The sequence below is a fragment of the Natrialba swarupiae genome (genome assembly GCF_008245225.1).
Lineage (GTDB): Archaea > Halobacteriota > Halobacteria > Halobacteriales > Natrialbaceae > Natrarchaeobius > Natrarchaeobius swarupiae.
The window spans coordinates 1-14400 of the sequence record NZ_VTAW01000022.1; the positions used below are offsets into that span (position 1 = coordinate 1).

13 protein-coding genes are annotated in these 14400 nt (G+C 63.7%); 7 read left to right on the plus strand and 6 right to left on the minus strand.

The window, feature by feature from the left end:
• Positions 1-288: 288 nt before the first annotated feature.
• The 4 genes from FYC77_RS15010 (at position 289) to FYC77_RS15025 (ending at position 4802) form a co-directional block, all read left to right on the plus strand.
• A complete protein-coding gene (locus tag FYC77_RS15010) occupies positions 289-1635 on the plus strand; it encodes an ABC transporter substrate-binding protein (protein ID WP_238386971.1) in 1347 nt (448 codons plus the stop codon).
• 33 nt (positions 1636-1668) lie between these two features.
• Positions 1669-2679 (plus strand): carbohydrate ABC transporter permease, encoded by a 1011-nt coding sequence (locus tag FYC77_RS15015; protein ID WP_149082315.1) that lies wholly within the window; start codon positions 1669-1671, stop codon positions 2677-2679.
• Positions 2679-3593 carry a carbohydrate ABC transporter permease gene (locus FYC77_RS15020; protein WP_149082316.1) on the plus strand — a complete coding sequence of 305 codons (915 nt, stop codon included), beginning with the start codon at positions 2679-2681 and terminating at the stop codon, positions 3591-3593. Before FYC77_RS15015 ends, FYC77_RS15020 begins: the two co-directional genes overlap by 1 nt.
• 63 nt (positions 3594-3656) lie before the next feature.
• Positions 3657-4802: an ABC transporter ATP-binding protein gene (locus FYC77_RS15025; protein ID WP_149082317.1), complete on the plus strand. Its 1146-nt coding sequence runs from the start codon at positions 3657-3659 to the stop codon at positions 4800-4802.
• 61 nt (positions 4803-4863) lie between these two features.
• On the opposite strand, the gene FYC77_RS15030 is transcribed toward FYC77_RS15025, so the two are convergent.
• The 4 genes from FYC77_RS15030 to FYC77_RS15045 form a co-directional block, all read right to left on the minus strand.
• Positions 4864-5616 (minus strand): hypothetical protein, encoded by a 753-nt coding sequence (locus FYC77_RS15030; RefSeq protein WP_149082318.1) that lies wholly within the window; start codon positions 5614-5616, stop codon positions 4864-4866.
• Between the two features lie 190 nt (positions 5617-5806).
• Entirely contained in the window at positions 5807-6649 is an 843-nt protein-coding gene (locus FYC77_RS15035; protein ID WP_149082319.1) for an aldo/keto reductase, read from the minus strand.
• A gap of 110 nt (positions 6650-6759) precedes the next feature.
• Positions 6760-8136: a geranylgeranyl reductase family protein gene (locus tag FYC77_RS15040; RefSeq protein ID WP_149082320.1), complete on the minus strand. Its 1377-nt coding sequence runs from the start codon at positions 8134-8136 to the stop codon at positions 6760-6762.
• A 121-nt stretch (positions 8137-8257) separates the two neighbouring features.
• A complete protein-coding gene (locus FYC77_RS15045; RefSeq protein ID WP_149082321.1) occupies positions 8258-9001 on the minus strand; it encodes a proteasome assembly chaperone family protein in 744 nt (247 codons plus the stop codon).
• Positions 9002-9159: 158 nt separating this feature from the next.
• Between FYC77_RS15045 and FYC77_RS15050 the strand changes: the two genes are divergently transcribed.
• The 3 genes from FYC77_RS15050 to FYC77_RS15060 all read left to right on the plus strand — a co-directional run bounded on the left by FYC77_RS15050 (position 9160) and on the right by FYC77_RS15060 (position 11550).
• The gene (locus FYC77_RS15050; RefSeq protein ID WP_149082322.1) at positions 9160-10068 is read left to right on the plus strand and encodes an RsmB/NOP family class I SAM-dependent RNA methyltransferase; all 909 of its coding nucleotides are present in this window, start codon (positions 9160-9162) and stop codon (positions 10066-10068) included.
• On the plus strand, positions 10068-10631 hold the full coding sequence (locus FYC77_RS15055; protein ID WP_149082323.1) for a DUF7122 family protein: 564 nt from the start codon (positions 10068-10070) through the stop codon (positions 10629-10631). The genes FYC77_RS15050 and FYC77_RS15055 overlap by 1 nt, the downstream gene beginning before the upstream one ends.
• A 166-nt stretch (positions 10632-10797) precedes the next feature.
• Positions 10798-11550 carry a pirin family protein gene (locus FYC77_RS15060; protein WP_149082324.1) on the plus strand — a complete coding sequence of 251 codons (753 nt, stop codon included), beginning with the start codon at positions 10798-10800 and terminating at the stop codon, positions 11548-11550.
• Between the two features lie 52 nt (positions 11551-11602).
• On the opposite strand, the gene FYC77_RS15065 is transcribed toward FYC77_RS15060, so the two are convergent.
• Both FYC77_RS15065 and FYC77_RS15070 read right to left on the minus strand, forming a co-directional pair.
• Positions 11603-12451, minus strand: coding sequence for an alpha/beta fold hydrolase (locus FYC77_RS15065; protein WP_149082325.1), 849 nt, complete (start codon positions 12449-12451; stop codon positions 11603-11605).
• Positions 12452-12632: 181 nt separating this feature from the next.
• Positions 12633-14180: a DUF790 family protein gene (locus FYC77_RS15070; protein ID WP_149082326.1), complete on the minus strand. Its 1548-nt coding sequence runs from the start codon at positions 14178-14180 to the stop codon at positions 12633-12635.
• Positions 14181-14400: the final 220 nt, after the last annotated feature.

The following is a 14400-nucleotide window of genomic DNA, read 5'->3' on the forward strand; positions in this document are numbered from 1 at the left end:
ACTTCGGGGTAGGTACCAGAGGTGACCCTGTTTCCACAGGAGTCAGTTACGACTCTAGACGAGCTTGGGACACGACCGTTATACTGTTCGGTGTCTGACCACGACGGCAGGCGAAACAGAGTCACTCCGTCGATGTCGACGCCCGCGAAGACTCATTCGTCGACGAATACGTTCGCTCGAACGACGAGTCGATTCGAGTACGTGTCTGTTTACCAACCGTATAAAATATATAACTACTCGTAGCAGAGTAAATACAACAATCTTATATGAGTCTCCAACCAACGTGAAATGGAAGCAATACCCATGGGGAAGGACAACCGACTTTCACGACGACGATACCTTCAGGGCACCGCGGCGGCTGGTGCGGTTGCCTTCGCAGGATGTGCAGAGGACGAGGAGATCGACGACGGAAACGGAGACGGGAACGGCGATGTCGATACTGACGATACCGGAAACGGGGACGCCAGCGAAGGCGAACTCGAGATCGTCCACTGGTGGACCGCCGGCGGCGAGGAGCAAGCGTTAAACGCGTTGCTGGACGGCTACCAGGAGGAGTATCCCGACTACGAGATCGAGGACAATCCCGCACCCGGCGGTGCGGGTGCGGCGATCGACGCCGCGATCCAGACCCGCGTCATCGACGAGGATCCGCCGAGTACGTTCCAGATCTGGCCCGGCGAGGCGCTCCGTCCGTACACCGACGCCGATGCGCTCGAGCCTGTCGGCGACCTCTGGGAGGACGAGGCCCACGACGCTTACCTCGATGGCGTCGTCGACGCGGCCAGTCCCGAAGGCGATATCGTCTCGGTCCCGATCAACATCCACCGGCTGAACAACGTCTTCTACAACGTCGACGTCGTCGAGGATGCCGGAATCGACGTCGACGCGATCGATACGCCCGAGGATCTCGTCGACGCCTTCGCAGCCGCCGACGACGCCGGCTACGTCGGTCTCGCACAACAGACCCAGGAGCCGTGGGGTATCCTCCAGTTCTGGGAAGTGATGTTCACCGGCCAGCACGGCGCCGATACGTACCAGGAGTTCCTCGACGGCAACGCCGCCGATCTCGAGGAGGAGATCTACGACTCGCTCGCCCTCGTCGCCGACTCAGAGGAGTACTTCAACGAGGACGCTGGGACGGTCGCCTGGGACGAAGCCAACGCCGACGTCGTCACCGGCGACGCCGCGTTCCACCACAACGGCGACTGGGCCGCCGGCGAGTATCAGGCGGCGGACGACTTCGAGTACGGCGAGGACTGGGAGTACATGGCAGTTCCCGGTACCGAGGACGTCTACACGCTGGTGATGGACTCGTTCGTCATGCCGACGAATAACCCCTCGCCGGCGGCGACGGAGGCGTTTATCAACTACTGTTCGACGATCGACGCCCAGGAGCGATTCAACCCCCACAAGGGGTCGATCCCACCGCGAACCGACGTCCCGACCGACGAGTTCCCGCCGTTCCTGCAGGACCAGATGGCCGACTTCGAGGCGTCCGACGCCCAGATCACGTCGATCTCGCATGGAAGCGGCTTAGAGCCCGCCCTCGCGAGCGAGGTCGAAGAGGAGTTCGCGGTCTTTACGGACAACTGGGACCCCGACGAGACGACGGAAAACCTCGTCGCCATCTTCTAGGCGACGCCTCCCGAATTCGTCATGGTATTCGATATGGATCGGTTACTCGCGCGTGTCCGGCGGCGTGAGAAACAACTATCGAGAAACGACGACTCGAGCGACGGCGACAGCGTGGTGACCGACGGCGGGACGGCGAAGCCGGAGCGACGAGGGTGGCTCGCCCGACTGAGACACAGCGACGCGATCCAGGCGATCCCGTTCTGGCTGCCGCCGGCGCTGTTGATGGGCTGGTTCGTTTACGGCGCGGTCGGCTGGAATCTCCTCATCTCGCTGACCGACTGGAGCGGCCTGGGCCAGCCCAACTACACGAATCTCACGCTCGAGATGTACACCCAGATGCCGGACGACCCGTCGTTCTGGGCGGCGTTTCGCAACACGATCGTCTTGTTGATCGCCTTCACCGTGGTCTCGCTGGTGATCGGGCTCGTCCTCGCAATTCTGGTCGATCAGAACATCCGCTTCGAGAACACGTTCCGGACGATCTACCTGTTGCCGATGGCGCTGTCGTTCGTCGTGACGGCGATTTTCTGGTCGTGGATGTACAATCCGAGTACGGGGACGATCAACGTCGTCCTGAGTGCGATCGGGCTGGACGTTCTCGCGCTGAACTGGATCGGCGATCCGCGGACGAGGCTGGCGGCGATCATCTTCGCGCTCACGTGGCAGTTTAGCGGCTACGCGATGGTCGTCTATCTCGCCGGCTTGCGGGCGATTCCGGACGAACACTACGAGGCGGCGAAAGTCGACGGCGCGGGTTCGCTGCGGATGTACTGGCGCGTGATCGTCCCGCAGTTGAGCGCGTCGACGACCTCCGCGGCGGTCGTGTTGATGGTGTTCGCGCTGAAGGCGTTCGACTTCATCTTCGTCATGTTCGGGGACAACCCCGGTCGCTCTGCGGACATCCTCGCGGTGATGATGTTCCGCGTCGCCTTCTCGCGAACCCAGTGGGCCTACGGAGCTGCCATCGCGACCGTCCTCTTCCTGATGGCACTCGCAGTCGTCGCCCCCTACCTGTACATGCAGTACAAACGAGGTGATCTCTGATGACGACCGCCGAACCGACCGACGCCGGCACAGGCGAGGGCCGTCTCTCGGAGACGATCGAGACCGTCGATACCCAACGGGTCGCGTTGTACGTCGTCCTCGCCGGCCTCATCGGCTTTTATCTCTCGCCGCTGTGGGCCGGGCTGACGACCGCCTTCAAGACGCAAACCGGATTCGTCGAGACCACGCCGGTGACCCCACCAACGCCCGCCTGGTTCACCCTCGAGCCGTGGGAACTCGCGTTCGCCGCGATGCAGGGTGGGCTGATCAACAGCGCGATGTTCGTCGTTCCGGCGACGATCCTCTCGGCGACGCTCGGCAGTCTCGCGGCTTACGGGCTGACGAAGCTGTCCTGGCGCGGCCAGGTCGGTATTCTCGTGATCTTTCTGGCGGGTGTATTCCTGCCGTACCAGTCGGTGCTGGTTCCGCTTCGGCAGTTCTGGTCCGCGGTCGATCTCGCCGGCCTCCTCTCGTTTGCACCGTTTCTCGCGAACCGTGCGGACCTGCTCGAGTTGACGATCACCCACACCGCCTACGGGATCCCGATCTGTACGATCCTCTTTCGGTCGTACTACAAGACGTTAGACGACGAGATGATCGAGGCGGCGAAGATAGACGGTGCCAACGCGTTCGGCATCTACAAACGGATCGTACTCCCGTTATCGTTGCCGATGTTCGCGGTGACGCTGATCTACCAGTTCACGCAGGTCTGGAACGACCTGCTGTTCGCGCTGGTGTTGGTCACGTCCCGATCGAACTACGTCGTCACCCAGTCGCTAAACGAGTTACAGGGATCGATGGCACAGGAGTACAACATCCAGATGGCCGGCGCGTTCATCGCCGCCTTGCCGACGATCATCATCTACGTCATCTTCGGTCGACAGTTCGCGAAAGGAATCACAGGCGCATCATGATCCGACACCAGACGATTTGGCACTCGAGAACGAACGGACAGGCAAACGAACCCGAAGACATCCATGGCTAAACTCACACTCGACGGAGTGACGAAGCGCTTCGACGACGGTGGCGACGTCATCGTCGCGGTCGACGACGTCTCGATCGAGATCGACGACGGCGAGTTTCTCGTCCTCGTCGGACCCTCGGGGTGTGGCAAGTCGACCACGCTCCGGATGATCGCCGGCCTCGAGACGATCTCGGACGGACGGATCGCGATCGACGGCGACGTCGTCAACGACGTGCCGGCCCAACAGCGGGAGATCGCCATGGTGTTCCAGAGCTACGCGTTGTACCCGCATATGACCGTCCGCGAGAACATGCGCTTCGGTCTCGAGGAGTCGACGACCCTCGACACCGACACGATGAACGAACGGGTCGAGGAAACCGCGACGATGCTCGAGATCGACGATCTCCTCGAGCGCAAGCCGAGCGAACTCTCCGGTGGCCAGCAACAGCGCGTCGCGCTGGGACGGGCGATCGTCCGCGATCCGGCCGTCTTCCTGATGGACGAGCCACTCAGCAATCTCGACGCCAAACTCCGCTCGGGTATGCGAATGGAGCTTCAACGCCTCCAGCACGATCTCGGCGTGACGACCGTCTACGTCACCCACGACCAGACCGAAGCGATGACGATGGGCGATCGGATCGCCATCCTCGACGACGGCGAACTCCAGCAGGTCGCAACTCCCCTCGAGTGTTATCACCGGCCGAAAAATCTCTTTGTCGCTGGCTTCATCGGCGAGCCGTCGATGAACTTCTTCGACGTCAGCCTCGAGGACGACCGGCTCGTCGGTTCCGGCTTCGAGTATCCGCTTTCCTCGCCGATCCGGTCGGAACTGGCTGGAGACGAAAAGCTCGTCCTCGGCATTCGACCGGAGGATATCGAGGTCCTCGACGCACGCGAGACGGCACACGACTTCCCCGTTCGCGTCGACGTCGTCGAACCGATGGGCAACGAGAACAACCTTCTGGCGGGCTTTCGAACCGACGAGAACGACTCACAGTTCAACGTGACGACCGACGGGATGCGACGGATCGAGGAAGGAACCCACTACATCGCTCGGTTTCCCGAATCGGCGATTCACGTCTTCGACCGGGAGTCCGGAGTCGCGTTACACAGCCGGGAGATCGACGACGAGGCGACGTTGCTCGAGTCGCGGATCTGAGCGGGTCGAACGGTCGCGGGACGGTTTCGAAGAAGATCCGTTCTGAGATCGTCAGACGGTGTTACTCTTCGGACGGTCGAACGAGGTCGGCGAGTGCGATCGGAATGCCGAGGAACCAGCCGACGGGAAACGAGATGCCGACCCACATCGCGGCGTAGGCTGCGCCCTCGAGCGTGAAGTTGGCCCGTAGCCACTCGTTGAGGCCGGCGACGAACAACACGTTGTCGAGGATCCAGATCGCGAACTCGTAGCTGGGATCGAGTACGTACGGCTGAAGTGCTGGCGTGACGAGCGCGGCGACGACGGGCGGGAGAAACAGCGCCGTCATCGCGAACGGGTAGGCGAGCAGGACCGACGTTCCGCGGCCGCCGACCTTCGAGAACGTGGCCGCGAGTGCGGTCGAGACGACCGCGGCACCACTCGCCGCGGCGATGGCGAGAAACTCGTCCCACGGGAGTTGAAAGTGGGCGACGACGGTCAACGTCCCCCAGGCGAGTACCGCGATTCCGGTGACGCCGACGATGCCGAGTCGCGCCTGTGTCGAGTCGAGTTTCACCGCATAAAAGCGGGTTGCGAATCCGAGAACCGTCAGCGGATACAGAAAGAGCAAGCCCAGCGTCCCGAACGTACTCCAGGCGTAGTAGCCGATCTTCTGTGGGAGCGTTTCGGGCTTCCACTTGCCCATGACGGAGTGGCCACGGCCACGCTGGCGTGGAAAGACGAGTTCCATCCACGCGCCATGTAACCGGGCGAGGTCGGCTTTGATCGCGCCGACGATCCCACCTCCGCCACCTCTCCGAGAGTGGGTTGACATACGCAAGCCAAACTGCCGGTGTACCGTAAACTTTCCTTCTCTTTGTTCACTAACGACAGGTCGGTAACTCGAGAGGGAAACCGGAAGACAGGTCGTGACTGTGCCGGCTATCCGGATACTATGTGAAGCCGATCGTTCTGCTGGGATCGTCACCGTGGCGGCGACCTCGAATTCACGATCGGCTTCGCACTCAGTTCCAGGGAGCGAACCCAGGATCGACTTGTCGGTCGTTCGTCTCGATGGCGTCGATGGCGTCGATCTCGTCGGCCGACAGCTCGAGCGAGAGCGATCCCCAGTTATCGCGGATGTGCGCTTCGGACGTCGCTTTCGGAATCGCGATGACGCCTTTCTCGCGGAGCCACGCCAGGCTCACCCGGGCCTCGCTAACGCCGTGATCGGCGGCGATCTCCTGGAGCACTGGCTCGTCGAAGACCGCGCCGCGGGCGAGCGGGGAGTAGGCGACGACTTCGATGTCGTGGGCCGCACACGCCTCCCGAACGTCGTCCTGTGGGAGCAGCGGATGGAGTTCCACCTGATTGGCGAGGATCGGAACGTCGCTGACCGCGGTGGCCTCCGCTACCTGTTCGGGGAGGAAGTTGCTCACGCCGACGTTCTCGATTTGCCCCTCCTCGTGGAGTTCCGTGAACGCTTCCAGCGTCTCCTCGGGATCGTACGTCCGCGCGGGCCAGTGGACGTACAGCACGTCGACGTACTCCACGCCGAGGCGGTCGAGGCTCTCGCGAGCCGTCTTGAGGACGTCCTCGCGGGCCAGATTCGAGATCCAGATCTTCGTCGCGAGGAAGACGTCCTCGCGATCGACGTCGGCCCGTTCGATCCCCTCGCCGACGGCCGCTTCGTTGTCGTAAATTTGTGCGGTGTCGATGTGACGGTACCCCGTCTCGAGGGCCGTTCGGACGGTCTCGGCACACTGATCGGGGTCTTCGTTCTGCCAGGTTCCGAGTCCGAGCATCGGTATGTCGCTTGCGGTCGGGGACGATTCCGGTTCGTTCCCGTCGGTGTCGTCGGTTACCATGTGGAAGTGAAAGGCGAGGTCGGGAAAATTGGTTTGGGTTGCAAGGACGGAGGCGGGTTTTCGGATTCGCCATCGACAAACGGACGGAGTGGTCGGCGGTTCGACGGCGTTCAGTACTTCGGCTCGGCACCGGTGACCTCGTACACCTGCTCGAGGACACCGTCACGCTCGCTTTGCCATGCGCTGAAGTGGTCGGGCGAGGCGGGATAGCTGTCGTAGACGTCCTTGATCGAGCCGGCGGCGTTTTGAACCTTGTAGAGCTCATAGAGGACGTCCCAATGACCGAACGTCTTGGCGAGGGTCTTGAGTTTGAGCCCGAGTCCCATGTCGGCCGTTCCTTTCTTTCCGATCGCGTCGACGAGTTGCTGGCCGGGTAACGCGGTGATGATCGAGACGAGTTCGTCGAGTTCGTGAGCGGTGCCGAAGATGTTGTAGAGATCCATCGCGGCGAAGCGCTTGCCGAAGTCGGTCTGGACCCGCTGATTGTACTCCCACAGCGCCGCCTCGCTCACGTCGCCGTCCGAAATCGCGTCGATCGCGACCTGTGCCGCCCAGTGGCCGGCTTTCGCCGCACCGGGGATTCCCCCGCCGGTACAGGGGTTGACGTGTCCGGCGGCGTCGCCGACGGCCACGTACCCGGCGTGGACGGCCGAATCATACGGCCGGCGAGTTGGAAGCGCCGCGCCGAGTTTGTTCTTGACCGTCGCGCCCGCGAACTCCGACCGGTTCGCGATGTCGTCTTTGAGCACGTCGACGAGTTCGACCGGTTCCTGGGTCATCTGAAAGCCGAGGCCGGCGTTGATCTCCGTCGACGAGCGTGGGAAATACCAGAGGTAGCCGAGCTCTTTCGTCGGCTTGAACACGAGTGCGTCGTCCCACTCGACTGGATCGGGGACCTCGAGCACCTCACGGTAGGCCGAACAGAACTGGGAGTAGTTGACGTTCGTATCGAACGTCGACGAGGAGAAGTCGGCTTTGTCCTGCAGAACGGAGAGTGACCCAGCGGCGTCGACGACGACGTCGGCCTCGTACTCGAGGGGATCGCCGCCGCGAACAGCGGTGACGCCGGTTACCGTCCCGTTGGGCTGGACGACGTCGTTGACGACCGTCTCGTAGTGAATTTCTGCGCCCGCCCGGTCCGTCTCGTCGAGCAACACCTGTCCGTACGCGAGCCGATCGACGACCGCGCCGGTCTGACCGAAGGGGATCTCGAGGGATTCGCCACTTTTGGGGTTCTCGAAGATTCCGCGGCGAATGCTCCGGTTCGTGAAGGACTCGTCTTTGATCCGCTCTCTGTCGACGACGTCGGGGAACGAACTTTTTCCCTTGATTCCGTCGCCACAGGCGATCTTCCCGGCTTCCGCCGCTGTCTTTCGCTCGAGGAGGGCAACGTCGAGGCCGGCTCGGGCGGCGGTCGCCGCGGCGAAACAGCCGCCGGTGCCGCCGCCGACGACGACCATATCGTACGACGCAGTGGACGCAGGCATCTCTGTTCATCGTGGACGGTTCGGAGAATAAAAAACACGTGGAAGTTGTTCTGATGCCGATACGACGACGGATTTCGTTCGGGACGGCGAATCTCGTCCTCGTCGGGAAGCGGTTTGTGCGTTACTGATACATCCGGAGCGGCTGGGCCTGCGTGCTCTCGTCCTGGCCGATCGCCTGCATCTGCTGGGCGAGCTGTTCGCGTTTCTGTCGGATCTCCTCGGCGCGGTCGACGAGATCCCGGACGTCGATCGAGAGGTCGGCGATCGGTGCGATGGCGTCCTCGAGCAGAACGCTTGCTGCCTCGGGGTCGGGAAACTGCGGGCTGCACTCGACGACGAGGCCGAGACTGTCGGCGTCTCGTTGGGCCGCCCGGTTGATGAGCGCACCCGTCGGACCCGTGATGACGCCGTCTTCGGACGGGACCGGGATTTCGTGGCGCTCGAGCGTCTCCCCGGTTTCGCCGGTCGCGACGCCGTAGATCTCGGGTCGGTCCTCGTCACGTTCGGCCGGCAGGCCGCTCAGATAGATCGGCGTCGCCCCCTGGTCTCCGATCCAGGCGCTTACGCACTCGGCGACGCTTTCGACCGCCTGTGAGGCGATCGGGGCGTCGCTCTGGAGCGCGAGGAGGTTGTGTTCCTCGCTGACGTAGATTCGGACTGGCGGCCGCACGGTTCGATTGCCGCTCCGGTAGACGCCGATTCGGGGAAGTCCCTCACAGTGGACGCTCGCGTGATACGCCATCTCGAGTTCGTCGATCAGGTGGTCGGTCGCGATCTTGCCGACGAGGCCGACACCCGGGAACCCCTCGACCAACATCGGGTCCTCGAGGTCGACGTCCGGTCCCTGTATGCAGATCCGTGCCATACTCGAGGAAAGCGTGGGAACCAGTATAAAGGCGAGGGCGGAACGCGACGGATTCGACACGGCGTCGAGTGCCGTCGACTCGGAGCGCATCGGTACGGCGCTCGTCACGCTGGAGTGGTTCGAAACTCACAAACGCAGGGTGGCCGAATCACGAGTCGATGGAGCCACTCGAGCGGTATCGGCCGATCGTCGACGAGTTCGAGGCGTTTCTCGCGGCCTGCAAGCGCCCCATCGGAAACGTGGTCCGCGTAAACACGATCAAAGCGTCCGTCGATCGGGCGACCACCGCACTCGAGGAGGACGGCGTCGAATTCGAGCAGGCGTCGTGGAACCCCCGCGTGTTGGGCCTCGAGACCGACTCGCCCGGCTCGACGTGGGCGTCCTTCCACGGCTTTACGCACGGACAGGAGGAGGTATCGGCCGTCCCGTCGGTCGTCCTCGACCCCGAGCCAGGCGAACGCGTCTGGGACTGCTGTGCTGCCCCGGGCGGGAAGGCGACCCAGATCGCCGCACTGATGGACGACCGAGGAACCGTCGTCGCCAACGACAACAACCTCGGGCGGATCTCCGCGCTGCGGTTCAACGCTGAGCGACTGGGGGCGACGAGTCTCGCGGTGACGAACGACGACGCCCGCAACTACTCGCTGAAGCGCTTTTCGTTCGACTCGTTCGACCGAGCGCTCGTCGATGCTCCCTGTTCCTGTGAGGGAACGATTCGGAAGAACCCCGACGCGCTGGACAACTGGTCCGAAGACCACATTCACTCAGTTGCGGGAATCCAGAAGGGGATCCTCCGGCGGGCGATCCAGACCACCCGCGAAGGTGGGACCGTCGTCTACTCGACCTGTACGTTCGCCCCCGAAGAGAACGAGGCGGTCGTCCAACACGCTCTCGAGAACGAACCCTGTCGCGTCGTCGACTTCGACCTCGACCTCGAGTACTCGCCTGGAGTGACCGCGTGGAACGGCGACGAGTTCGATCCGGCGCTCGAGCGAACTGCCCGAATCTACCCACACCAGAACGACACCGGCGGCTTCTTCGTCGCGAAACTGGAGGTGACCGGCTGATGGTCGACGACACCGACGCCGACGGAGCGTCCGAAGACGGGAGCGGGGGCCTCGAGTCGAACGACGGCCAGCGCTTCGACCGCCTGCCCGCAACCGACGCGGAGCGGACCGTCGAGGGACGAGTCAGCCGAGCGGCGGTCCTCGAGTACTTCGAGGATCGGTTCGCAATCCCGCCAGAAACCTTCGAGGACTACACGTTCTGGGAGAAGGGAGCCGGAAAGATCTGGATCTACGCCGGGGAGTCCCCGACGCCGCTCGAGATCGAGGCGATCGGGATGACCTGCCTGCGAACCCGCCAGGAACACTGGAAACCGACCACCGACTTCGCCCAGCGCTTCGGACGCCACGCGAGCGCGTGCGTGATCGATCTCGAGCGCGAGGCGGCACAGCGGTTCGCCGCCGGCGAGGACCAGGAACTCGCGTGGGAGGGCGACTGGGGATACCTGATCGCCGCCCACGAGATCGGGGGTTCGCGCGAGCCCCTCGGGATCGGCCTCTACGTCCACGGGGAACTGCGCTCGATGGTACCGAAGGGGCGCCAGCGAGACATCTCTCGCGACTGACAGGGGTTAACGGAGACGTGTTCGTGTTTCTGCGTCGGATCGAGACACAGCCACGATAGACGGTGGCGATACCGTCGGTTGACGACGATACTCCCGATGAGCGTATCGACACGGGCGAAACGGCGACGGCACAGACATATGTGTTCATCGTCCCTAGGAAGTTGCGATGACACCTGGGTCCTCGACCACTCTCTACAAATCCCCGCGCACGGACGTCTCACAGAATCAGGGCTCGTTCAGGATACATTTCAACTTTCCTGGACGGAATCATCCTGATCACGACGATCACGGATACGGCCCGCTCGCGGCCGTCGTCGAGTCGTTTATGGACCCTGACACACTGATCTCGATGCACCCACATCGGAACGACGAGATCGTCTCCTGGGTGCCCGCAGGCGTAATGCGCCACGACGACCGGCAGGGAAACGCGGTGATTACGGATTCGGACCACCTGTTGGTGATGAACTCGGGCCGCGGATTCTGGCACGAAGAACGGACGCTCGCCGACGATCCGCCGTTGCGAATGCTACAGATTTTCGTTCGACCACACAGCCTCGATCTCGAGCCTACCATCCAACACGGTCCCATCCCGGAGCCGACCACAAACGAGTGGCGCTCCCTCTTCGGGCCCGAGGGATCGGACGCACCGTTTTCGGTTCGAAATGAGGTGGAGTTCTACGATATCCGCCTCGAGGACGGAGCGAGCGCCAGGCTTCCCGACATCACAGGCTGGGACGGCTACTTCTACGTCTTCGAGGGGGCACTCGAGGCCGGGGACGTTCGGTTCGATGAAGCGGAAAGCGGGCTAGTCGTCGGAGAAACGGACGTGACGTTCACGGCACTGGAAGAGACGGTGGCGGTCGCGTTCCTCGTCGACCGCGACGCGACGATCACGCGTCAGGGGACCATCGGTAGGTGACCTGTATCGATTGCGATCTCGACTCCAAAAGCCGATCGCTGCCGATCCGGGATCACCGCGGGTGCTGACGAACCTGCGTTTCCTCCCCCTCGAGGAACCGCTTCGTCCAGTTGTCGAACGCGGACTTTCGCTCGAGGAAGACGCCGTGTTTGGCCCCTCGAAACATCGCGAGCTGGGCATCGGGGAGACCGGCGTGGGTTTCACGAAGGATCTCCTCGGGGAAGAACGGGTCGTCGTCGGCGCCGATGACCAGGGTACGGGGATCGATCTCCGCGAGTCGGTCGGAGCCGTCGTACGCGAGGACCGCGTCGATGGAGACGACGACGTCACTGGGGGTAGCGGGTTCGGGCGACCGGAGGCGGCCAAGCGTTCGTGAGTACGCAGGGTAAAGTCGGCGACGTGCACCCGTGAACATCGCCTCGTGGAGCTGACACTGGATATCGATCCACTCGCCGTCGAGTGCGTGCCCGCGCATCTCCCGGCCCATCGGCCGACTGCTCGCCGAGAGACGACAGCCCGAAACCGCGACGACGAGACGCTCGAGTAAGTCGGGACGGATTCGGGCGAGTTCCTGGGCGATCAGTCCGCCCATCGAGATACCCAACACCGACGCGGAGCCGACGTGGGTCTCGAGAACGCGCGCGTAGTCACGGGCCATCGTCTCGATGGTCTGGTCGTCCGACAGTCCGCGGGGTCGGCTCACGACGTACACCGTGTACTCGTCCATGAAGTGGCCAAATCCTCGCCAGGCGAGCACCGCGCCGGTCGAGCCGTACTCGCCGTCGAACATCGCGTCGCCGAGACCCGGAATCACGAGCAGGGTTTTCGGCCCGTTGCCGATTCGGACGTACGGGTACGTCTGATCTAACCACCCGGTTTCGGGAGTGATCGAAGAGAACATCGCTCTCTCGAGACTTTCTACGTGCTGGGACAAAACGATTGCACGTGCCGGTCGCACAGACGATTCATACGGTCTGCTGTAACGATTTACCGCCGAAACCGCAGACGGGTCGCGGTTTCGGCGGTAACGACTTACAGTAAACCGTATCACGCGGCGGTGCCCTCTGAGCCGACGGCAGCGGTTATCGCTCGACGACAGTTCCTCCCGCGAGTCCCTCCCACTCCACGCGATAGCCGAGTTCGGAGAGGATCGCACTCGAGTCGCTCGCGCCGTAGCTCTCGAGGACGGCTTCGGCGTCCGAGAGCGCCACGCCGGCGTCGATCTCCTCGCCGACGGCCTCGAGCGTCGCCGGTCGGAGCAACGTCCGTCCGACCCGCTCGTGTTCCGGAAACGCGACCGCCTCGAGGGCGTCCTCGCTGACGCCGTGTTCGTCGGCGACCGTCTCGAGCGTGACGACGTCCGCGTCGGGACGAATCTCGTCGGGAAGGTCGGCGGCGCTCTCGGCGACGAGTTGCCGTTCGTACTCTCGGAGGACGTCCGCGACGTCTTTTACCCTGACCGTTCCCGAGTAAGGAATCGCCCGGAAGTCCCGCGCGGCGATCTCCTCGCCGACGCCGAGCGATTCGTCGACGGCGACGACCAGCTCGACGTCCTCGAGCCCCTCGAGCTGGGTGAGTTTCTTCTCGACGTACTCGGGCGTCCAAAAGCCCATGATCTCGAGGAAGACCCGGAACCCGCCGTGGCAGTACTCGAACGCGAAGTCCGGGATCATCACCCGCGTTCCCGTCGCGAGGGGTTCGGGTTCGCGAACGAGGTTCCACTCGAGGTCGAGCGCCGAGACGCGGGCGGCGAACTCCGACTCGACGCTGCTATCGAACTCGACGTCGGCGACGGGATCGGCGTCGGGGACCTCGATCGGATCCTCGTGAGAGAGCGAGAGGCGTCTGTCGGTGCCGCGGTCGTCGATCGTCGCCTCGAGGAACCACTCGTCGGCGTTCGCGATCGACCGCAAGAGCCGGGCGAACCGGGTTCCGTACCGCCGTGTGGCCCGAAAGAGGTGTGTGGGTCCAGTGACGACGACCTCGCGGTCGCTCGCCCGGTCGGCGGCCCCACCGTGGAGTGTGTCGGTCGTCTCGCCGTCCGGTACGTGAATGTCGTACATCAGCCGCAACCGTTTGACCGCCGACACCAGCGCCTTCGGATCGCTCGAGCGAACCCGGAGTTCGGTCGCGTCGAACAGCGCGGTCTGTGCGAGCGAGAGATTGTACTGGGCGATCAGGTCGTCGGGATCCCAGCGAGCGTCGACCGCCGTCAGGACCTGCCGTTCCTCGAGGTCTGCGTACAGCGACCGCTCGAGGTCGGCGGCCGAACACGCGAGCGAGTCGGCGGCGTCCGCGAGCGCGGCCGACCTGTCGTCGTCGGTTACGACGCCGACGGCCTCTGCGGCCTCGAACGCGGCCCGGCGCGCTCGCTCCGGCCCGATCGGCGCTTCGGTCTCGAACGTCGCGTCGCGCTCGAGCAGCGCCGCGAACCCGCGAACGAGTTTGAAGTCGGGGGCGTCGGCTTCCAGATCGGCGAGGGCGTCCCCGAGGTCGCCGCGCGTCTCGCCGGCGTGGCCCTGATAGGTCCCGACGACGCGGGCGGCCAGCGGGCGGTGTTCCCGCTTGGCGAACTGGGGGTGGTACCCCCCGCCGGCCCTCGAGACGCGCAACAGGTCCTTGGTCAGCATCCGTCCCGAGTTCGGGACCGGGGCGGCAAAAACGGTCCGTTCCGGTACGAACGAGACCGCCGTCCAGAATCGGGGTACCCGTCGTTCGAACCGTGTATGCCGGCCGAACGCAGTTAAGACTCTTCGTCGTACGTCCCTGCAGGGCCGTTTCGTGAACTAACCGCGACGTGAACCAATCGCGGATCGACTACGCGGCGCGAACGAACCGCGAATCGACTCG

Excerpts from the sequence above, each read along its gene's own strand:
- FYC77_RS15045 (WP_149082321.1), bottom strand. The coding sequence starts at position 9,001 with ATGGCACGGATCTGCATACAGGGACCGGACGTCGACCTCGAGGACCCG.
- FYC77_RS15055 (WP_149082323.1), top strand. The coding sequence starts at position 10,068 with ATGGTCGACGACACCGACGCCGACGGAGCGTCCGAAGACGGGAGCGGG.
- FYC77_RS15040 (WP_149082320.1), bottom strand. The coding sequence starts at position 8,136 with ATGCCTGCGTCCACTGCGTCGTACGATATGGTCGTCGTCGGCGGCGGC.
- FYC77_RS15065 (WP_149082325.1), bottom strand. The coding sequence starts at position 12,451 with ATGTTCTCTTCGATCACTCCCGAAACCGGGTGGTTAGATCAGACGTAC.
- FYC77_RS15010 (WP_238386971.1), top strand. The coding sequence starts at position 289 with ATGGAAGCAATACCCATGGGGAAGGACAACCGACTTTCACGACGACGA.
- FYC77_RS15060 (WP_149082324.1), top strand. The coding sequence starts at position 10,798 with ATGACACCTGGGTCCTCGACCACTCTCTACAAATCCCCGCGCACGGAC.
- FYC77_RS15030 (WP_149082318.1), bottom strand. The coding sequence starts at position 5,616 with ATGTCAACCCACTCTCGGAGAGGTGGCGGAGGTGGGATCGTCGGCGCG.
- FYC77_RS15050 (WP_149082322.1), top strand. The coding sequence starts at position 9,160 with ATGGAGCCACTCGAGCGGTATCGGCCGATCGTCGACGAGTTCGAGGCG.
- FYC77_RS15035 (WP_149082319.1), bottom strand. The coding sequence starts at position 6,649 with ATGGTAACCGACGACACCGACGGGAACGAACCGGAATCGTCCCCGACC.
- FYC77_RS15020 (WP_149082316.1), top strand. The coding sequence starts at position 2,679 with ATGACGACCGCCGAACCGACCGACGCCGGCACAGGCGAGGGCCGTCTC.
- FYC77_RS15025 (WP_149082317.1), top strand. The coding sequence starts at position 3,657 with ATGGCTAAACTCACACTCGACGGAGTGACGAAGCGCTTCGACGACGGT.
- FYC77_RS15015 (WP_149082315.1), top strand. The coding sequence starts at position 1,669 with ATGGATCGGTTACTCGCGCGTGTCCGGCGGCGTGAGAAACAACTATCG.
- FYC77_RS15070 (WP_149082326.1), bottom strand. The coding sequence starts at position 14,180 with ATGCTGACCAAGGACCTGTTGCGCGTCTCGAGGGCCGGCGGGGGGTAC.